Annotated in this window: 18 protein-coding genes; 9 read left to right on the top strand and 9 right to left on the bottom strand. The window is 35.8% G+C overall.

The annotated features are described in order from the left end of the window. The first annotated feature begins 59 nt into the window (after positions 1–59). The 5 genes from ACKU4N_RS16395 to ACKU4N_RS16375 all read left to right on the top strand — a co-directional run bounded on the left by ACKU4N_RS16395 (position 60) and on the right by ACKU4N_RS16375 (position 7,009). A complete protein-coding gene (locus ACKU4N_RS16395) occupies positions 60–1,127 on the top strand; it encodes an efflux RND transporter periplasmic adaptor subunit (RefSeq protein WP_321318184.1) in 1,068 nt (355 codons plus the stop codon). Further along, entirely contained in the window at positions 1,124–4,180 is a 3,057-nt protein-coding gene (locus ACKU4N_RS16390; RefSeq protein WP_321318182.1) for an efflux RND transporter permease subunit, read from the top strand. The genes ACKU4N_RS16395 and ACKU4N_RS16390 overlap by 4 nt, the downstream gene beginning before the upstream one ends. 107 nt (positions 4,181–4,287) lie before the next feature. Further along, complete coding sequence (locus tag ACKU4N_RS16385) at positions 4,288–5,652, top strand: TolC family protein (protein ID WP_321318181.1); 1,365 nt, start codon at positions 4,288–4,290, stop codon at positions 5,650–5,652. 90 nt (positions 5,653–5,742) lie between these two features. Continuing rightward, positions 5,743–5,937 carry a hypothetical protein gene (locus ACKU4N_RS16380; protein WP_321318179.1) on the top strand — a complete coding sequence of 65 codons (195 nt, stop codon included), beginning with the start codon at positions 5,743–5,745 and terminating at the stop codon, positions 5,935–5,937. Then, entirely contained in the window at positions 5,930–7,009 is a 1,080-nt protein-coding gene (locus ACKU4N_RS16375) for an adenylate/guanylate cyclase domain-containing protein (protein ID WP_321318177.1), read from the top strand. The genes ACKU4N_RS16380 and ACKU4N_RS16375 overlap by 8 nt, the downstream gene beginning before the upstream one ends. Here the strand turns inward: ACKU4N_RS16375 and ACKU4N_RS16370 are convergent. From ACKU4N_RS16370 to ACKU4N_RS16335, 8 genes are all read right to left on the bottom strand, one after another. Continuing rightward, a complete protein-coding gene (locus tag ACKU4N_RS16370) occupies positions 6,986–9,829 on the bottom strand; it encodes an ATP-binding protein (RefSeq protein WP_321318175.1) in 2,844 nt (947 codons plus the stop codon). The genes ACKU4N_RS16375 and ACKU4N_RS16370 overlap by 24 nt on opposite strands. Before the next feature lie 205 nt (positions 9,830–10,034). Then, positions 10,035–10,607, bottom strand: a complete 573-nt coding sequence (locus ACKU4N_RS16365; RefSeq protein ID WP_321318173.1) for an electron transport complex protein RnfA — start codon at positions 10,605–10,607, stop codon at positions 10,035–10,037. Between the two features lie 12 nt (positions 10,608–10,619). Further along, complete coding sequence (locus tag ACKU4N_RS16360; RefSeq protein WP_321318170.1) at positions 10,620–11,243, bottom strand: RnfABCDGE type electron transport complex subunit E; 624 nt, start codon at positions 11,241–11,243, stop codon at positions 10,620–10,622. Further along, positions 11,197–11,814 (bottom strand): RnfABCDGE type electron transport complex subunit G, encoded by a 618-nt coding sequence (locus ACKU4N_RS16355; RefSeq protein WP_321318168.1) that lies wholly within the window; start codon positions 11,812–11,814, stop codon positions 11,197–11,199. Before ACKU4N_RS16355 ends, ACKU4N_RS16360 begins: the two co-directional genes overlap by 47 nt. A 2-nt stretch (positions 11,815–11,816) precedes the next feature. Further along, positions 11,817–12,812, bottom strand: coding sequence for an RnfABCDGE type electron transport complex subunit D (locus ACKU4N_RS16350; protein WP_321318166.1), 996 nt, complete (start codon positions 12,810–12,812; stop codon positions 11,817–11,819). A 79-nt stretch (positions 12,813–12,891) separates the two neighbouring features. After that, the gene (gene rsxC, locus ACKU4N_RS16345; RefSeq protein WP_321318164.1) at positions 12,892–14,220 is read right to left on the bottom strand and encodes an electron transport complex subunit RsxC; all 1,329 of its coding nucleotides are present in this window, start codon (positions 14,218–14,220) and stop codon (positions 12,892–12,894) included. Positions 14,221–14,235: 15 nt separating this feature from the next. Continuing rightward, the gene (locus ACKU4N_RS16340) at positions 14,236–15,186 is read right to left on the bottom strand and encodes a Fe-S cluster domain-containing protein (RefSeq protein WP_321318162.1); all 951 of its coding nucleotides are present in this window, start codon (positions 15,184–15,186) and stop codon (positions 14,236–14,238) included. Between the two features lie 3 nt (positions 15,187–15,189). Continuing rightward, positions 15,190–15,618: a SoxR reducing system RseC family protein gene (locus ACKU4N_RS16335; protein ID WP_321318160.1), complete on the bottom strand. Its 429-nt coding sequence runs from the start codon at positions 15,616–15,618 to the stop codon at positions 15,190–15,192. Between the two features lie 669 nt (positions 15,619–16,287). Between ACKU4N_RS16335 and ACKU4N_RS16330 the strand changes: the two genes are divergently transcribed. Then, positions 16,288–16,713: an HIT family protein gene (locus ACKU4N_RS16330; RefSeq protein WP_321318158.1), complete on the top strand. Its 426-nt coding sequence runs from the start codon at positions 16,288–16,290 to the stop codon at positions 16,711–16,713. Positions 16,714–16,861: 148 nt separating this feature from the next. On the opposite strand, the gene recG is transcribed toward ACKU4N_RS16330, so the two are convergent. Further along, positions 16,862–18,967: an ATP-dependent DNA helicase RecG gene (recG, locus tag ACKU4N_RS16325; RefSeq protein WP_321318157.1), complete on the bottom strand. Its 2,106-nt coding sequence runs from the start codon at positions 18,965–18,967 to the stop codon at positions 16,862–16,864. A gap of 251 nt (positions 18,968–19,218) precedes the next feature. On the opposite strand from recG, the gene ACKU4N_RS16320 reads away from it, so the two are divergent. The 3 genes from ACKU4N_RS16320 (at position 19,219) to ACKU4N_RS16310 (ending at position 20,923) form a co-directional block, all read left to right on the top strand. After that, positions 19,219–19,986, top strand: coding sequence for a hypothetical protein (locus tag ACKU4N_RS16320; RefSeq protein ID WP_321318155.1), 768 nt, complete (start codon positions 19,219–19,221; stop codon positions 19,984–19,986). A 95-nt stretch (positions 19,987–20,081) separates the two neighbouring features. After that, positions 20,082–20,642, top strand: coding sequence for a cob(I)yrinic acid a,c-diamide adenosyltransferase (locus ACKU4N_RS16315; RefSeq protein WP_321318153.1), 561 nt, complete (start codon positions 20,082–20,084; stop codon positions 20,640–20,642). A 59-nt stretch (positions 20,643–20,701) separates the two neighbouring features. Further along, positions 20,702–20,923 carry a DUF2795 domain-containing protein gene (locus ACKU4N_RS16310; protein WP_054714819.1) on the top strand — a complete coding sequence of 74 codons (222 nt, stop codon included), beginning with the start codon at positions 20,702–20,704 and terminating at the stop codon, positions 20,921–20,923. The last annotated feature ends 6 nt before the right edge of the window (positions 20,924–20,929 follow it).

The raw sequence follows: 20,929 nt of genomic DNA, 5'->3' as shown, positions 1-20,929 counted from the left end.
AAAATGAACTAAGTGAACCATTTAGGTTCACATGCGACAAAACAAAAATGATGAAACTAATGAAATTAATGAAGATGTCAATTCTAACGGCAATATTGTCGGTTGGGATTTTTGCATGTAATGAAAAGGCGGAGCCCAAAACGGAAGTAATTCAGCCAGTAAAGGTATATAAGGTTGAGAACAATGCTGATGAATCAGTTAAAGTGTTTACTGGTTTGGTTAAAGAATCACGAGAAGTAAAATTAGCCTTTCAAATTCCAGGTCCCCTTGTTAATTTGAATGTAAACGAGGGACAGTTTGTTAAAAAGGGCGATTTAGTAGCTGCGTTAAATGAACGTGATTATCTGGTGCAATTGGAATCGGCCAATGCTAATTTTGAGAATGCAAAACTTCAGGCCGAAAGATATACTGCATTGTACGAGAAAAAAAGCACCTCGAAAAGTGTCTATGATCAAATTCAAGTGGCATATAAATTGGCAAAAGCTCGAAAAGAAGCTGCTGAAAATGCATTGAAAGATACAAAGATTTACGCGCCGTTTTCTGGATATGTACAAGCTATGTATGCTGAGAATTTCGAGAAAGTTGCTGCAGGTCAGCCTATCGTTTCTCTTTTGGATTTAAGTAATTTGGAAGTTTCTGTTGCCTTAAGCGAAAATGATTTTTTTCAAAATAAATTATTTACAGATTTCAATGCCAAATTCGAAAATTTCCCCAATGTTGATTTTAACTTGAAATTAATTGAGATAGAAAAAAAACCAAACGGAGATAATTTTTTTAGGATGAGATTGAAAATCGATACTCAGAATAAACAAATTGTTCCGGGAATGGTGGCAAGTGTTACCACAAAATTGAAAGCTACAACTACTATACATTGTAAAGTACCGGTAGAGTCTGTTTTTAGTAAAGGGGGAAAATCGTATGTGTGGGTTTACAATGAGAGCACGAATTGCGTAAAAAGCAAAGAGGTGCAGATGAAAGGTTTTGATTCCATGGGAATGATTAACATCATTAAAGGCATTTCAAAAGGGGATTTGATTGTATCGGCTGGTATTAATAGTCTTCGTGAAGGTCAAAAAGTAAAGCAATTACTTCAAAAGTCAAACTCTAATATCGGAGGTCAGTTATGAATTTTACAGAGGCTGTATTGAATCATCGGAAGGTATTGCTTTTTGTGCTGATTGCTATTGCAATTGGAGGTGTTGTTTCTTTTCTAAAAATGTCAAAGCTTGAAGATGCCGAAATTAGTGTTAAATCAGCTTTGGTAATTACTAAGTATCCGGGAGCTTCTCCTCATGAAGTAGAATTGCGGGTTACAGATATTTTGGAGACAGCCATTCAATCTATGGATAACATAGATTGTATCGAATCCAGGTCGATGGCAGGATACTCAGAGATAACTGTAGAAATTGCTTCATCGGTGCGAACTAAAGATCTTCCTCAAATATGGGATATTCTGCGTCGAAAAGTGAATGATGTAAGTGTTTACTTACCATCAGGAGTATCTCATCCAATGGTATTTGATGATTATGGAGATGTTTATGGGATTTTTCTTGCTTTGAGCGGAGATGGTTTTTCTGATGAGGAGTTACAGGATTATTCCCGATACATGAAGAGAGAGCTGCTCCTTGTGCCTGGAGTGAAACGAATTAATTTATTTGGAGAACAGCAGTCTTGTGTTAATATTGAAATCTCTCAGGAAAAAATGGCTTTTTTGGGTATTCATCCCTATAAGGTGATTCAAATTCTTGATGCCCAAAATAAAATTGTTGATCCAGGTACTTTTAAAGTTGGGAGTAATCGGGTAAGAATTGCTTCGAATGGGAGTTTCCATCAGCTTGATGATTTAAAGAATTTATTGATTTCGGGCAGTGGTAAGAATTCAGTTTTTCTAAAAGATATTGCTGATATTAAGAAAGATTCCTATACGCCATACACCAATAAAATGAAGTACAATCAATCTTCAGCTATTGGTTTGGCAATCGCCATGGATAAGGGTGGAAATGTGATTGAATTGGGAGAACATGTTCAGGAAAAGATTGATAAATTAATGACGAATGTTCCTGTTGGAATACATATCAACCGCGTTTTTTATCAGCCGGATCGTGTAAGTATTGCTATAGAGCAATTCATGGTGAATTTAATTGAATCGGTTTTAATTGTGGTGATTGTTTTGCTTCTGGTTATGGGATTCAGAACAGGTCTTTTGATTGGTAGTGGATTGATATTTACCATATTAGGAACTTTTATTGTAATGCTTAGTTTTGACATTGCATTGCAGCGCGTGAGTTTGGCTGCGATTATTGTTGCAATGGGAATGTTGGTAGATAATGCTATTGTTATTGCCGATGGTATTTTGGTTGATCTCAAAAAAGGGATTCAGCGGAAAGAGGCTATGGTAAGGACATCTAAGCAAACAGCCATGCCATTACTCGGAGCTACTTTAGTAGCAATACTTGCCTTTTTGCCAATTTATTTATCGCCGGACAGCACAGGTGAATTTTGTGCCAGTTTGTTTCAGGTAATTGCAATTTCTTTGTTTTTAAGTTGGTTGCTGGCTTTAACTCAAACTCCTTATTTCTGCGATTTATTCTTGAAAGGTAAGAAATACAGTAAAAATGAAGGGGATAATATAGATCCATACAGTGGAAAATTCTATCAATATTTCCGTGGTTTTGTTAAATATTCTTTGCGGCACAAAACGTTAATTATTTCACTTACGGTGTTGGTATTTGTATCATCAATATTTGCTTTTAAAAATGTGAAGCAACTGTTTATGCCAAATCTGGAGTACAATCAGTTTATTGTAGAGTATTATTTACCTGTAGGTTCTGATATTGAAAATGTAGAAAAGGACCTTGGTGAGGTTGAGGCGTATTTACTTAAACAAAAAGATGTACTAAATGTAACAACTAGTTTAGGTGCAACTCCTGCCCGATATACATTGGTTCGTCCTTTTATAAATAATAATTCAAATTACGGTGAATTGATAATTGATACAAAGGATTATGAAGCAACAAAAAGATTAGGGAAAGAGGTTCAGGAATATTTAGATGCAAATTACTCCTCGGCAAGATGTCGTGTAAAATACTATTCTCCGATATTTGCAGAATATATGATTGAGGCTAAGTTTTCAGGACCGGATCCTAAGGTTTTAAGAGATTTGTCCGATCAGGCGGAAAAAATTATGGCGGCAGAACCTACAGCAGCTAAAGTAACCAATAACTGGAAAAATCCTGTTAAGGTTTGGAATCCTGTTTTTTCGCAGGCACAATCACGGGTAACTAATATTTCCCGCTCCGATGTGTCGAATGCATTGGCTTGCGCCACTGATGGTTTACCAATAGGACGTTTTTATCAGGGTGACGATATGATGCCGATTATTCTGAAAACAAAAGCGAAGGCGGACAATTACATCGAGGCTTTGGAGAATACGCCTGTTTGGGGGAATGTAGCCCATAGTATTCCTTTGCGTCAGGTAGTTTCGGATATTAAAATTGATTTTGAAGATCCAATAATTAAACGTTACGACCGTCGAAGAGCAATTAAGGCTCAATGTGATCCGGCATCAGGCTATAATGCACCAGATACATTTAAGAATCTCCATAAAAAGATTGAAGGAATTCCTTTGCCCGAAGGATACGATTTAGAATGGTTAGGAGAACATAAAGATAGCGTTGATGCAGAAGATAGTATTAATAAATTTATGCCTTTGGCATTTTTGTTAATGGTAATAATTATCATGATGCTGTTCAATAATTTCCGACAACCAATTATTATTTTAGCCATTCTTCCACTCGCTTTTATTGGTGTGAGTTATGGTTTATTATTTACCGGGAAACCTTTTGGCTTTGTGGCAATAATTGGTACGCTGGGACTGATGGGGATGATGATTAAAAATGCTGTGGTTTTACTGGATCAGATAAATCAGGACATAAGTGAGGGAAAAGAAATTTTAATGGCCATTATCGATTCAGCAGTTTCCAGACTGCGTCCGGTACTAATGGCGTCTTTTACAACCATACTTGGTATGATTCCTTTAATCAGTGATGAGTTATTTGGAGGAATGGCAGTAGCCATCATGTTTGGATTATTGATTGGTTCCCTTATTACATTGATTGTTGTACCTGTTTTGTACGCGATTTTTTACAGGGTTTCAACAAAAAGCGTAATGGAATTATAAGTGTTAGCAGATATGAAACGTTCATGCCAAAGCGATTGAGACACACGAGGAGATGATTATCCGGGCAGGATAAGTTCCATATGGCAAGAACATACAACTATAATCATATGAAAAATAAAATATTTTGTCTTTTGATCTTTTCCCTGACAGCTTTTCAGGGAAAAGCTCAGGAGTTGTCACTGAGCGAGAGTCGCACATTGGCATTGGAATACAATCAGAAAATTAAAATTGCTGATGAAATGATTGCTGAAAATGAGTCGAATGTTCGATTTGTGTACACACAGTTTTTACCGGGTTTAAAAGCAAACGGGTCGTACAATTATTATCATGATATTGATAATATCAGTTTGCCCGGTTCATTTTTACCAACAGCTAATAGCTTAGCTGAGGCACAGCAAGGAATTTTTAGTGGGACGAGCGACGTTTACTTTCCTGGATTTAATGTGGAGATGGGAAATATTGATTTCTTTTCGGCCAGTTTAACTCTTTCACAACCAATTTATTTAGGTGGTAAAATCAGAAGTTCTTATCAAATGACTAAGATGGGAAAAGAGATTGCCACTTATAACAGAAGTTTGCAGGCGTCAGATGTTTTATTAGAAACAGATCAAGCATATTGGAACCTTGTTTCTGTTAATGAAAAAGCCAATTTAGCGGCTAAGTATGTAGAATTGCTTTCGGCTTTGGTTCGGGATCTGCAAAATGCATTTGATTTGGAAATAACAACTAAGAATGAATTGTTAAAAGCTCAGGTTCAATTGAATCAAGCTAAGTTGGATTTGTTTAGAGTGCAAAACCTACAGGTTTTATCAAAAATGTCTTTATGTCAGGTTGTTGGGAAGAATTTAAGGAGCGAAATTATTGCTACAGATACAACCATTGCAATCACTCAAAATGCAATTGATGCTGATTACATGCAAAAAGCATTAAATCAAAGACCAGAACTTTTGATGTTGGGTAAACAAGTTGAAATTTCAAAAGAACAGGTGAAGCATACTCAAGCAGATTATTTGCCTCAACTGGGAGTGGGTGCATCATATAGCAACATGAGTAGTGTCGGAAATTTGCTTGGTTCTACTCAGTTTTTTGCGGTACAGGCGAATTTGTCTGTTCCGGTTTTTCACTGGCAGGAACGGAAGCATAAAGTTGCAGCTGCGCGATTTAAAAGCAAGCAAAAAGAGTTGGAAATGGATCGTAGCAGAGATTTAATCAGTCTTGATGTACAGCAGTCGTATTTTAAATTACAGGAGGCATATCAGCAAATAGAACTGGCAAAAATTTCAATGGAGCAGGCAAATGAAAATATGGAGCTTACCCAGAATAGTTTTTACGAAGACTTGGCTAGTACTACAGAATTGTTGGATGCTCAAGCATTTTGGCAAAAAGCTTATAGTGAATTGATTGATTCAAAAATTAATTATAAGCTAAGAGAAATTAGCTTCTTGAAATCAATCGGGGAATTAGAAATTTAATAGTGGGTTGGATGTGACCGGATTAACCAGTAGGATGGGTTGATGTTTATTCATCAATTTTGATTCGGTCACTCCTTTTTTATATACAGGATGATAGTAGATAGCAGGCATCAGGACAGAGAGGAATTATATCAGTTTGGAATCACCAAATTGGGTAACACATCTCAGGAAAATATTAAAATATTAGAGAACCATTTGTTTCATCTTAAGCTGAATGAGGATTATGTAATAAATTCCTATAAAGAGGTGGAGGAGTTGGTTCAATTTATTAATAGTAATGAATAAAATTTTATTTAAAATTAATAGTAAATCTGTTGGTATTTATTTTTATACAATAATACCAATTTGGGTACTTGCATTCTTTTTTTTAATGATTTTTCAAGTGGATGAGACAAGTCATTGGTCTGTTTCTAAAATGCAAAATATTAAAAATGTATTACTGTCTGGTATTATTGCAGGAATAATTTGGGGCGTGATATTTAAATTGGCAAAATTTCTCCGCAATCAAATACCTACCTATTTTCTTTCAATAACAGTAAGTTTATTGGTAAATGTTAGCAGTGCCTATCTGCTGATTTATTGTATGTATCATATAGGAGATTTGTTTTCGATTGATAATTTTCCGGCGACCTTTCCTCAATTATTGTCTTTGTATCATTCTCAGTTATTTTATGCCATACTGGTTTACTTTTTTATAGTAGGCAGCTTAATTGAAATTTTCCACGAAATAGATCGGAAATTGGGTAAAGGAGTACTCTTGAAATTTTTGTTGGGAAGATACTACAAGCCAAAGGAAGAGAAGCGAATTTTTCTGTTTATGGATTTGAAATCGTCTACTTATTACGCCGAAAAGTTAGGGCATTTTAAATACAGTAGACTAATCCAAGACTGTTTTAAAGACATTTCAGATGCAGTTAGGATAAATTATGCTGAGATATATCAGTATGTTGGTGATGAGGTTGTATTAACCTGGAAAATAAACGATGGAGTAAAAAAAATGAGATGTTTAAAGGTTTTTTATGACTTCATGGATATTCTGGAGAAGAAAAAGGAGTACTATCAAAAGACTTATGGAATGATGCCAATTTTTAAGGCGGGAGTGCATTCGGGTAAAGTAATGGTAGCAGAAGTAGGAGAATTAAAATCCGAAATTGCCTATCATGGTGATGCAATAAACACTGCTTCAAGAATACAGGGTCTTTGTAATTCTTACGAATCACGCTTACTAATTTCCGGAGATCTGCTAATAGAATTGAATAAGAAGAATGAGAAGGTTGATGGATATACTTCTTTAGGATCAGTAGTGCTGGCAGGAAAAAAAATGCCAACAGAATTATATTCCTGTTTGGTTAATTAACTTGTTTCCCTTTTTTAGGTATTTATTTATTGTAGCAAGCAACTTCTTTTCATCAAAAGGTTTTGCTATAAAATCATCACATCCGGCTTCTATGCTCTTATTTCGATCTTCTCTAAAAGCATTTGCTGTTTGAGCAATAATAGGCAAGTTGTCTCTCATTTTTTTGATAGATTGAGTTGCTTCCAAGCCGTTAATATCCGGCAATCTTAAATCCATTAATACCAAATTAATAGTTGGGTTTCTAAGGCTTAATTCAATGGCTTTATTCCCTGATATTGTGTGTAATATTTTAACTTTTGTTGGTTTTAAAGCCGCTTCAATGTATTTAAAATTGGTTTCATCATCTTCCACAACAAGAATTAGTTTATCATCCCATTTGTAGTTTTTTTTATTTGTGTTTTTTACAATTTCCACTTCTGCTCCAACAGGTTTATAAGGAATGGTAAAGTAGAAGGTTGTTCCTTTATCTTCTTCGGTTTCCATTCTTATTTTACCGCCCATCAATTCAACAAAGCCTTTCGAAATTGCTAAGCCTAGTCCTGTACCTCCATATTTCCTGGTGAAAGTTTCTTCGACCTGTCTAAAACGTTCAAATATAATCTCTTGTTTTTCCTTTTGGATTCCAATGCCCGAATCCTGAACATAGAATTCCAGAAAATTATTATCTATTAAATGGTATCCATATTCAATAAAACCTGAAGATGTAAATTTAAATGCATTATTAAGTAGGTTGGAGAGTATTTGGCGCAACTTTCTCTCTTCAGTAATCACGAATGTTTCTTCATCCGAAAGTGTCTTATTAATTATAAAATCAATTCCATCATCGACACTGTTTTCTTTTGAGAATTGAGTATGTAACTCGTCTAAAATAACATTTAGGAAGCATTTTGTTTCTTTAATAAAGGTTTGTCCGGAATCGAGTTTCGAAATATCCAGAATGTCGTTTATGATCTTAAGTAACTGATTTGAACTTTTATAGATGATATTTATATAGGTATTGCTCTGAGCTTCTGTTTTGTCAGGTCTGCGAAGCATATCAGCAAAACCAATAATGCCATTCATTGGTGTTCTGATTTCATGCGACATATTTGCCAAAAAGGCAGATTTTAAGTGATCACTCTCTTCCGCTTTTTCCTTGGCTTTCACCAATTCTTTTTGTGTAGATATAATTTCCGATATGTCATTAATGATGATCATTGATGAATTATCAAAAGGAACCATAAAGAATTCACAATGACGAACTTTGCCATTTTTAATTGTCATATGAAATTCTTGTTTCCCTATGTCGGTGTGTTCCTTTTTTGCTTTGGCGATAGCTTCTTTCCAAATATTTTTAACTTCTTCGCGATATTTTCGATCAGGAAAACACGATTTATACCAATCATCCGAAGTTTTTATGTCATCTAAAGTGTATTCAAACAGCTCAATAAATTTATCGTTAAAGTATTCAATGTTTTGCTTTTCATCAGTAATAACAATAGGAAGGGGAGATTGATGAATCATTTTTTTCAACCTTCGCTCGCTCTGTACAATTGCCTGCTGAGCATGTTTACGTTCTGTAATATCTCTTGATGTTGATAAGATTACATGTTTTCCCTGCAGAGTTACAAGTTGACTAACGGTTTCCATAGGAGTCTTTTTACCATACTTGGAAACGAAGGTTTGTTCATGAGTGAATTGTTTCTCTCTGGTTAATCTTTTTATGGAGTCGACGATATAATCATCAGGAAGATCTTCAATGTAGTTCGCTGGCGATAGAGTGAAAAGTTCATCTCTTGAATACCCCAGCATTACGCATGATGTATCATTTGCTTCTATTAATTTAGAACTGCCGTCACCAATATATTCATTAACCAGGATGATATCGGTACTTCCATTAATTAGGTTACGATATTTTTCTTCACTTTCGGCTAATGCAGTTGTTCGCTCAACAACTCTTTCTTCCAATTTATCATTAAAGAGTCTTAATTTTTCCGAATACTCATGAATTTCCTGATACTGAACTCGAATGGTATCTTCGCCACGTTCCCGTTCCTTTATTTCGTTCTGAAGTTTAGTGTAGGTTTGAGTTAATTCGGTCATGGAATGATCCAGAAGCTGTTCTTCACTAATGCGGCGAATAGAGCCATTTCCTTGACCTTGATAGATTGCCTGTGCCTTGTAAATGAATTTTTTAATGGGCCTGGAAATACTCTCCGAAATAATATAAGTAATAAATATACTTGCCAGTACAATTAGTATGGCTATACCTGTAAAAAGATATAGTTTTTTTGTATGTGCTATAGTTGCTTCCTTATAGATTCGATTTGCCTGATTTTCAGCAAAATCAGTCATTACTTTCGTTTTTTCTTTTAATTTATTGAGGTGTTCAGCGGCAATTCCGTCCACCATTTTTTTTGCACTCACCTCTTTACCACTAACTTTTAAATCGATGATTTGATTTCGAAGCTCTTCCCATTCAATAAAGGTATGATAAGCAATTCCAACATCTCTTTTGTCGCCTAAAAAGCGATTAAAAACAGTGTCGAATTGAGTCATTGCTTTTAGGTGATATAAATTGATTGTATCAATAGCCTGATCGAATTCCTGCTGCGTTTTGGCCAGAAGAATATCCTTCATGGCGCTTTCCATGGTTTGGATATGTGTATTGATATCCCGAACAGCGTTACTTACCGTATAGGTGTGAGTATAAATGAATTCGGACTCGTTGCGAAGATCTTTTACCTGGAAAATAGAGAGGATAACAAATGATACCGTAAACAGTAATATTAAACCGAATCCGGCGAGCACTCTGGTGCGGAATTTCATTCTATTTAACATGAAATCTCAACAGGTTTAAGTGTGTAACATAGTGGTAGTTTTGATCCAAATTGATCGCATTTGATACCAAGTTAATTATTATTACGGATTTACACAAGAAATTTGATTAAAGGTAGATATTTACCCATGTAGAGGTGATATTATGCAATAAAAAAAGCAGCTCAAATGAGCTGCCTGTAAAATATAATAATGATGTGTTTTTTGATTACACAATACCTGAGAATCCCATAAAAGCCATCGCTAGTAATCCGGCTACAATTAATGCTGCCGGAGTGCCTTTTATTCCTTTTGGTAAATCAACAAGGTCGAGATGCTCGCGAAGACCTGCAAAGATCACTAAAGCAAGACCGAAACCAATAGCTGTAGATCCTGAGAAAACAACTGCTTCAAGCAGATTGTAATCCTTTTGAATGGTCATGATAGCAACTCCCAGAATTGCACAATTGGTTGTAATCAATGGAAGAAATACTCCCAATGCCTGATACAAAGCCGGACTCACTTTTTTGAGAATGATCTCAACCAACTGTACCAGAGCTGCAATGATCAGGATAAAGGTGATGGTTTGCATAAAACCAATACCAAAAGCATCTAAAACAAATTTTTGAATCAGATAAGTTACAATTGTAGCCAAAATCATAACGAAAGTTACGGCTCCGGTCATACCCACTGCAGTAGATACTTTTTTCGATACTCCCAGGAAAGGACAAATTCCAAGGAACTGCGCCAACACAACGTTGTTTACGAATATGGCGGATATAATAATTATAATATATTCCATGATGATTTCTCTTTATGCTTTTCTTAATCGGTTAATAATTGCAATCAGATAGCCTAATGCTAAAAATGCTCCTGGAGCTAAAACGAATACCAACATGCCGTAAGTATCACTAAAAAGAGAGATTCCGAATACTTTTCCACTTCCTAACAGTTCTCTAACAGATCCTAGTATTGTTAATGCCATCGCAAAACCTAAACCCATTCCGGCACCATCAATAATCGAAGGAATTACCTTGTTTTTAGATGCAAAAGCTTCAGCACGGCCAAGAACAACACAGTTTACAACTATAAGGGGAATAAACACACCCAATTGTTCATGAAGAGCAGGAACGTAACCAGCCATAATCAAATCGACCATAGTTACAAATGAAGCAATGATTACGATAAAGGAAGGAATCTTAACTTTATCAGGTATTTGGTTACTTACCAATGAAATTACCATGTTCGACATGATTAATACAAAAGTAGTTGCCAACCCCATTCCCAAACCATTAATAGCGGAAGATGTTACCCCCAAAGTTGGACACATACCAAGCAGTAGAACGAATACTGCATTTTCCTTGAAAAATCCTTTTGTGAAATTTTGCATATTACTCATTAGTGCTTCCTCCTTCTTTTGGGTTTTTAGCATATTCATTATAAGCTTTTTGTACTGCATCTAAAAAGGCTCTGGAGCTTATGGTAGCAGCTGTTATGGCATCAATATCTCCGCCATCTTTGCTAACTGTGAAATTTATAGAGCCAGGATTTTTATTAATAATGCTTGCTTTTTCTTTAGCTGGATCATTTTGCTTAAACCAGTCGGCCATTTTCGTACCTAAACCAGGAGTTTCCTTATGCTCCAATACAGAGTAATTGTGAATACTTCCGTCAGGTTTTAATCCAACCATAATCCAAACATATCCCGAAAATCCATTTGTTGTAAATGTCTTAACAGCCGTACCAACAAGTATTCCATCTTTTTTAGCTGGATAAAATTCCAGAGTATCCTTTTCGTTCATTCCTATTTTATATACTTCATCACTAGGATTATTATCAAAATCAGGAACGACCTGTTTAATTGCTTTTAATTTTTTTGCCAGCTTCGCTGCAGCAATAGGTTCTTTGGTTAATTCGTAGAGTCCTCCCAAAGCAGCTGAAGCCACTAGTGTTATTATAAACAACACCAAAACCATATTTGTAAATGTAGATTCTTTTTTCCCAGCCATGATTATTTCCTTTTTTCGCCGAAACGCTTTGGTTTAACATACACATTAATCAGTGGCACAAATGCATTCATAATAAGAATGGCAAAAGATACACCTTCCGGATAAGCACCGAATACGCGAATTACAACAGTAAGTAAACCAATACCAATACCGTAAATTATCATTCCTTTATTCGACATGGGAGAGGTTACATAGTCGGTTGCCATAAAAATAGCGCCAAGTAGTAATCCTCCTGTAAGAAGATGGAATAAAGGACCGGCATATGCTTCTGGATTAGACATGTGAAGAATTCCCGAAAATATAGCTACAGTTCCAAGTACAGCTGCTGGAATATGCCAGGTGATGATTTTTTTAAATAACATGTAAGCCAAACCAAGAAGTAAAGCAACCCCAGCTACTTCTCCCATAGATCCACCCATATTTCCCATAAGCAAATCCATATTGCTTGGTACATCGTGCATTAGCTGCGATAGTGGCTCACCTTTCTTTAATCCTTCTTTAATAAGTGCTAAAGGTGTTGCACCTGTTTGCGCATCAAAATAAGCAGTGTCAAAACCTAAAGGTTTTGGCCAGCTGGTCATTTGTACCGGAAACGAGATTAAAAGAAATACACGACCAACTAAAGCCGGGTTGAATACATTGTTTCCTAATCCGCCAAAGGTCATTTTGCCAATGCCAATTGCAACCAAGGCTCCAATCAGAATAATCCAGATTGGAAGGTTGGATGGTACGTTAAAGGCCAAAAGAATACCTGTGATTAATGCGGATCCATCAGTTATAGTAGGAACTTTTTTAAGCAGATATTTCGAAATTAGAAATTCGAAAAGATAACAGGATGCTACGGCGGTTAGGGTAACAATGATTGCACCCATGCCAAAGTAAACGAATGAAAAAACAAGTGCCGGAAGCATCGCAAATACCACTCCATACATGTTCTTTTGTATGGAATCTCCACTATGAACGTGTGGAGATGGGGCGACTAGTACTTTGGTGTTCATATTTATTTGTTTATTAGTAATTGAGTTAATGTGTGAATGAGTAATTTATCATTCTGAATTACTCAGTATTAATTTTTAATTACTTGCGGGAACGCATAATCTGTCCAACTTTTCCTTTTCCCAATCGGATGTAATCCAATAAAGGACGGTTTGCCGGGCATGTAAAACTACAAGATCCACACTCAATACAATCCATAACGGCATCACTTTCCAAACGGTCGTATTCTTTTTTGTCAGCCAAAACCATTAGCAAGAATGGTTCAAGTCCCATCGGACAAACAGAAACACATTTACCGCAGCGGATACATGGTTTGGATTCTTTACGAGCCGCTTCTTCACGAGGCAACAGCAATAATCCAGAGCTGCCTTTGGTTAATGGAACATCAACAGTAGTTAAAGCTTTTCCCATCATTGGGCCACCGCCCACAATCTTACCTGTATCTTCAGGTAAACCACCTGCAGCATCAATCAAATCTTTTACAGGAGTTCCAATTCTGAATTTCCAGTTCGAAGGATTTTTTAATGATTTACCTGTGATGGTTGCAACACGCTCGAACAGAGGTTTATTTTTCTGAACCGCTTCGTAAACAGCAAGTGCAGTTCCAACGTTTTGTACCACAGCACCAACTTCAATAGGTAATGCTCCCGACGGAATTTCACGTTTAATTGTTGCTGAAATCAATTGCTTTTCACCACCCTGAGGGTATTGAGTTTTTAGCGGGCAAATTTCTATTCCTTGATAATTTCCGGCAAGCTTGGTTAAATGAGCTATAGCATCAGGTTTATTGTTTTCAATTCCAACAATGGCTCTGTCAACACCTAAAGCTTTCATTAAAATTTGAGTTCCAACCAATACTTCCTCGCCTTTTTCGAGCATAACCCTATGGTCCGAAGTCAGATAAGGTTCGCATTCTACAGCATTGATGATTAAAACTTCGGCAGTTTTTCCCGGAGGGACCGATAATTTTACATGAGCAGGGAAGGTTGCTCCACCCAAACCAACAATTCCAGCTTCGGCTATTTTTTTTATAATTTCTTCTTTGCTTGCGCTGATTTCTTTTACCAAATCTTCGCTTCGGTCAATTGTATCCATCCATTCGTCACCATTAACTTTAATGATAATAGATGTTTTACGGAAACCACTTGAATCCATTATCTCATCCACTTTAAAAACGGTTCCTGAAACCGAAGAGTGAATATTAGCGGATACAAATCCTGATGATTTCGCAATCAATTGCCCTACTTTCACTTCGTCGTTTTTTTTAACGATAGGAGTCGCTGGAGCGCCAATATGTTGAGAAATTGGAATACTTACTGTTTCGGGTATTGGCAATACCTGGATTGCACTACTTGCCGACAATTTGTTTTCGGCAGGATGAATACCTCCTAATGAGAATGTTTTTAACACTGATGATCCTCCTATTTATTTGTTCTCAGTTGTTTCGTCATTTACTGTTGGCTCTGTCTTTGGATTCTCTTCCACCTTTACCTCAGCCTTTGTTTCCTCAACAGGTTTTACACTTGTTGCAGTTGGTTTATCGGCAGGTTTTTCTTTTCGAGGCGGAAAATTCAACTCGTGAATTGCATTCGTTGGACAAACAACTACACATTTTCTGCAAAGTTTGCATTTATTGTAATCGATGTATGCAAGGTTGTTTTCCAAAGTAATTGCATCGAAAGGACACTCCTTAACACACTTACCGCAACCAATACAGGCAACATCACAAGCTTTTTTAGCAATGGCACCTTTGTCTTTATTTACACAAGACACAAATATTCTTCGACTTTTTGGTCCTTTTTTACGAAGCTCGATAATGTGGTTAGGACAAGCTTTTACACATGCACCACAAGAAACACATTTGTCTTCAATAATTACAGGAAGACCAGTTTCCTTGTCCATATACATTGCATCGAAATTACATGCGTCAACACACTCGCCCAATCCTAAACAACCAAACTGGCAACCAGTTTCACCGCTGTAAAGAGAGGCTGCAATTGTACAGGATGGTGCGCCATCATACTGATTGGTTTTTGGGCGGTTTTCGCAAGTTCCGTTACAACGGACTACTGCTACAGTAGGTTCGGAGGTACTAATTTCATGACCAAGAATGGATCCAACTTGCGACATAACAGAAACTCCGCCTACAGGGCAGTTCATTTTTGAAATGTCATCGGCTTTTACCAATGCTTCGGCAAAACCTCTACATCCGGGATAACCACAACCACCACAATTTGCGGCTGGTAATGCTTCTTCTACCTCGTCGATGCGAGGATCTTCATACACTTTGAATTTTTGCGCTACAAAAAACAGTATAATTGCTGCTGTTACTCCAATAGCACACAAAGCCAGAATAGTGATAACTATAATGCTCATAGTTTAAATGTTTACGATTTTCTCGATTGTAAATGAAAAAGTTTTCTTAAAATGACCTTTAAAAAAGGACAGTATTATATAGTAGGGAAGTAATATGGCTAATGCCGATATCCCACTTATTAATTCATTACTGGTAATTGCTGTTGCAATAATAAGAGCAATAATCACCAATACAAATGGCAATATGTAAGCAAGGAACATGGCTAACCATCCTAAGGATTCCCTATAGCTTAGGATCACTCTTTCTCCAACTTCAAATTTGTTACTGTAATCAGTAACATCAATTGATTTGTCTTTCATGTCAGACATGGTGCAAGCACCTTTTGCATGACAACCCGCACAGGCTGATACATTTACAATGCCAACCCTAATCTTACCATTCTCTATTTCAAGAATAGTCCCTTCGTGATCAATTTTTTTGGGATCTTGCATTTACGTTTCCCTATTAATTGTTGTTTGTAAGTGAAAACTCTTGCGAAAGCAAATGAGTTTCATTCATGTAACATTCATCTAGTCAATTTGGTAGTGAATGGGTGCTGTTTAACACAACGCAACAAAAATAACACTTTCGATTACATTCGATTCTGGTGAAAGTCAATTTATAGTGTGTTTAAATAGAGCGACTTCCCTGCTTTTGTAAAGTAGAGATTGCAATTTTTTTTGTATCTCTATTGAATACAGATAGTTTCGGCTATTCCTGAAAAAAATCGGTAATTTGAGTCAGTTTTGCAATCGTGTTAATTTATATTCTTTCTGAATAAAAAGTGGAGTAGAAGATATTCGCTAAAGAATTTATTAATGCCTTTTTGATTAAATTTAAATTTATGCAGTAATCTGCTCATGGTCGGTGTAGATAATATTTTGTTTTATGTTCCTTAAAATTAAATGAGAGGTGTGTTGAAATAGTTATATTTGTTCGAATCAAATTGTGAATTTTAAAGACTTTTTTTTTAATTCAAGGATAAGATTTTAAAAATTTCTAAAATATTAGTCCTTCCATATCGGTCAATCATGTACTTTATATATATATATTTGCTGTCGTGCAAATTGCTCGGATATAAAGTATGTAAAATACTTTTTTTTAATAAAATAAGCCTGTTTATGCCAACTCCTGTTTCAGAATGTTTGTATTGTCAAGACAATGAATTACTGCACAGTTTAATGATTAAAATTTGTGATTTGGAAGTGTCGCAATTATTTCTGTTTAAAGAACAATCGTATTTGGGGCGTTGTAATGTTGTGTACAAGGATCATGGTTTAGAATTTCATGAATTAAGTGATGAACAGCGCACTGCGTTTATGAATGATGTGGCTAAAACTGCCAAAGCAATGGATGCGGCGTTTCAACCTGCGAAAATTAATTACGGTGCCTATGCCGATACTTTATCGCATTTGCACATGCATATTGTTCCAAAATACAAAGATGGATATGGATTTGGTGGTGTTTTTGAAATGAATCCTCAAAAAACTACCCTTTCCGAAGCTGAATATTTGGCGGTGATAGAGAAAATTAAAATGGGATTGTAGCTTAGTCTTAGATCGAAATTCAATTGGATTCTTGAAATTGAACAACTTATTACTTGTATCAAGTAATAAGATATGCGGTATTCTCACAAAAAAAAACAGCGACATCTGGATAGGTTTCGCTGTTTTTATATTGCTATGTATTTGCTTTTTAACTGATTACGCTCCAGTTTATTTTGGTTTTACTCAATCGTTTAACCTGTTTTGCAAGAATGAAATTTTCTTCTTTGTCCAGTAGGGGATCATTGTCCAGTATTTCCTGAGCAACATCTCTTGCATATTGAAGCAACTGACCATCTTTACCTAGATTGGCAATTTTCAAGTTGTAAGAAATTCCGCTTTGCTGCGTTCCTTCAATATCTCCGGGACCACGAAGTTTTAAATCTACTTCGGCAATTTCGAAGCCATCATTTGTGCGAACCATCGTTTCAATTCGCTTTCGTGATTCGTTTGAAATTTTGTAGGAAGACATTAGTATGCAGTAAGATTGTTCGGCTCCACGACCAACCCGGCCACGTAGCTGATGAAGTTGGGATAAACCAAACCGTTCAGTACTTTCTATGATCATTACAGAGGCATTTGGAATGTTTACTCCAACTTCGATAACCGTTGTCGCTACCATTATTTGAGTTTCTCCTTTTGCAAACCGTTGCATTTCCGCTTCTTTTTCAGCTGGTTTCATTTTCCCATGAACCATACTTATTCCATATTTTTCGGGAGGGAAATATTGAGAAACACTTTCATATCCTTCTTCCAGATTTTTGAAATCCATTTTTTCAGATTCTTTAATCATTGGATAGACCAAATAAATTTGTCTTCCCAAATCAATCTGTTTTTTCATGAAATCGTAAACCTGTTTTCTTCTTTTCTCGAAGTAGTGAACTGTTTGTATTGGTTTTCTTCCCGGCGGTAACTCATCTATAACCGAAACTTCCAAATCACCATATAAAGTCATGGCAAGAGTTCTGGGAATAGGTGTAGCAGTCATCACTAAAATATGAGGGGGAATATTATTTTTTTTCCACAATCGAGCCCGTTGCGCAACACCAAATCGATGTTGTTCATCAATAATTACCAAGCCCAGATTATTGAATTGAACAATGTCTTCAAGAAGAGCGTGAGTGCCAATCAAAATTTGCAGCTCACCACTTAGTAATTGTTCATGAATAATTTTTCGGTCTTTCTGTTTTGTTGATCCGGTAAGCAAAGCCACTTTAATATTGAGCCCCTCGAGAAATTCAGTGATTGATTCCATGTGTTGTGTGGCTAAAATTTCCGTTGGAGCCATCAAACAAGACTGACAACCATTGTCAAGTCCCATTAGCATGCACATTAGTCCAACCATTGTTTTGCCACTGCCCACATCGCCCTGCAAAAGACGATTCATTTGTTTTCCCGAACCAACGTCTTTTCTAATTTCTTTGATAACTCTTTTTTGAGCATCCGTAAGTTCGAAAGGAAGATTATTTTGAAAGAATTGGTTAAAGTTTTCCCCTATTTTAGTGAACTGATGACCACGATAAAGCACCCTGCGCTTCATCTTCATTTTAAGAATGTTTAGCTGAATGTAAAACAGTTCTTCAAATTTTAATCGGTAGGTGGCTTTTTTTAGTATTTCTGCATTACTTGGGAAATGAATCTGCGTAAGCGCTTCGTGAAGATTAATTAATCCTAATTTACTCGTCAAACTTGCCGGAAGTGTTTCCGGAATTTTTCCATTTAATGATTGTAAGGCATTTTCCTGAAGTTTGTGAATTGCTTTAGAGTTGATAAAACTGCTTTTCATCTTTTCGGTAGTTAGATAAAAAGCCTGAAGGGAGGCATTCAATTTCCCATTTTTGGTCTCACTCTCTTCCAATTCAGGATGAACTACATTTATTTTCCGGTTAAATTCGGAAGGTTTACCAAAAATGATATATTCAGTCTTGGGTTTAAGGCTTGCTTTAATGTATTTAATTCCCTTAAACCAAACCAATTCCATTACACCTTTTCCATCAGTAAAATATGCTACCAGTCTTTGTTGTCTTTTTTCTCCAATTACCTCAATACTGGTTATCTCACCTTTTACCTGTATGTATGGTAACTTAGAGTGAATTTCACTGATTTCGTAGAACTTAGTTCTGTCGATATATTTGTAGGGAAAATGATACAGTAAATCTTCGTAACTGTAAATTGATAATTCCTGATTAAGGATGGAAGCCCTTTTGGGGCCAACGCCTGCTAAAAATTTTATGTCGAGTCCAGCTAATTCTGACATTCTTACGGTTCTAATTCTATTTTATATGGAGAGATAAAATTTCACCCTTTTGTGAAAATGCTTTAAAAATCTAAAAGTACAAACAAAAGTAAATTGAAAAACTTTTATTTTAAAGAAATGATTGCTTAATCTTATGCCATATTATCATTAATATTATCAGGATAATACCTGTGACAGGTGATATCTTGGCTTAAGAATTTGAAGAAATTCAAATTTACGATTAAATTCGCCAATTCTAGTTTATTGTAATTATGGGTCGAATCCGCTACAAATTAAAGAAACGTTTATATCGCTTAAAGGCCTTTCGCCGAAAAGGATTTGGGATTCATTCACCCTTTACTTTTCACCTGATTGTTAATGTAATTGAGGCAAAATTGTCTTACTATGCATTTGGTCAGTTATTTCCTTATCGGAAAATTATTGTGAATGCGTTAAAATCAAAATTGGAAGATGGTGAGATTAGTAAGGATTTGGCAAAGAAGTACAAAGAGGAAATTCAAATTATTAAATCCACAGAAGCATTGGATCGATTGCTGTTTCGCCTGATGAACTTTTGGCATGCTGAAAAATCAGCTTATTTTGGTGAAGGAATAGGATTTACTCTTGCTTATATGGCAAAGCTTGATTCCCGAAAAAGTGTTGCATGTCTGGATCGGGGAGGTGTTTTATCGGAATATTCGGATGATATTTTTCGGAACTATATGGGAATTCAGAATTATAAGAATTTTAACTATAATGAGATTTTGGAGCAAAAACCAAATTATGATTTTCTTGTTTTTTCTGAAAATACGAGAAATGAAATTCTGTCTGATTTTATTTTGAATTATGAATTGCTGCTTGCAGATAATTGCATGATTGTTATTCAAAATCCACATAAAAACGATGCTATTAACCTCTTTTGGATGCAGATGAAGAAATTAGAGAGAGTTTCCGTGAGTCTGGATTTGTTTCATTTGGGAATTCTTATTTCAAAAGACGGAATGCAGAAACAGGATTATGTAAGAAAGTATAGGTTCTAGCTATTGCATAGATTCTACGAAATTTTATCTTTGTAGTAGCTCTGCTGTAGGTATAAAAAATATCATGTATGTTGGAGCTAATTTAAAATTACACAATGACTAAATTTAAAGTATATACAAAAACAGGTGATTCTGGTACCACAGGTTTGATTGGTGGAACAAGAGTTCCAAAGCATCACCTGCGATTGGAAGCCTATGGCACCGTTGATGAATTAAACTCTTATATTGGGTTGATTCGTTCACATGATATTGAATCTAAATCAAAAGAGATTTTGTTAGAGATTCAAAATAAATTGTTTATGATTGGTTCTAGGTTGGCAACCGATGAAGAAAAATCTGATTTAAAGGAGAAGTTACCTATTGTGGAAGCAGACATTCTTTTATTGGAAAAAGAGATGGATCGGATGGATGAAGAGTTGGCTGAACTTAATAATTTTGTATTACCGGGAGGTAGTTTGGCGAACGGGTTTTGTCATGTTGCAAGAACGGTATGCCGAAGGGCAGAACGCCGGGCAAATCAACTATCAAATGATGTAGATATAAATCCACTATTGTTGAAGTATTTAAATCGTCTTTCGGACTATTTATTCGTGCTTTCGCGTAAGGTTTTACATGATGCAGGGGCAGGTGAAATTAAATGGGAGCTTGACTTGTAAATTCAAAAAAAAAAATTATATTCGCAGAATATAAAGGAACCTAATAAAATATTGAATATATGTACTGGACACTTGAATTAGCCACTAAACTAGAAGATGCACCTTGGCCTGCTTCCAAAGATGAATTAATTGATTACGCAATCCGTTCCGGAGCTCCTTTGGAAGTGATTGAAAACTTGCAGGAAATTGAGGAAGAAGGTGAAATTTTCGAAAGTATTGAAGATATTTGGCCTGATTATCCAAGTAAAGGAGATTTTCTATTCAACGAAGATGAGTACTAAAATATA

It is taken from the genome of Labilibaculum sp. (genome assembly GCF_963664555.1).
Classification (GTDB): Bacteria; Bacteroidota; Bacteroidia; order Bacteroidales; family Marinifilaceae; genus Labilibaculum.
Note: the sequence above shows the minus strand (reverse complement) of the source record. Positions and strands in the feature narration are given on the sequence as shown.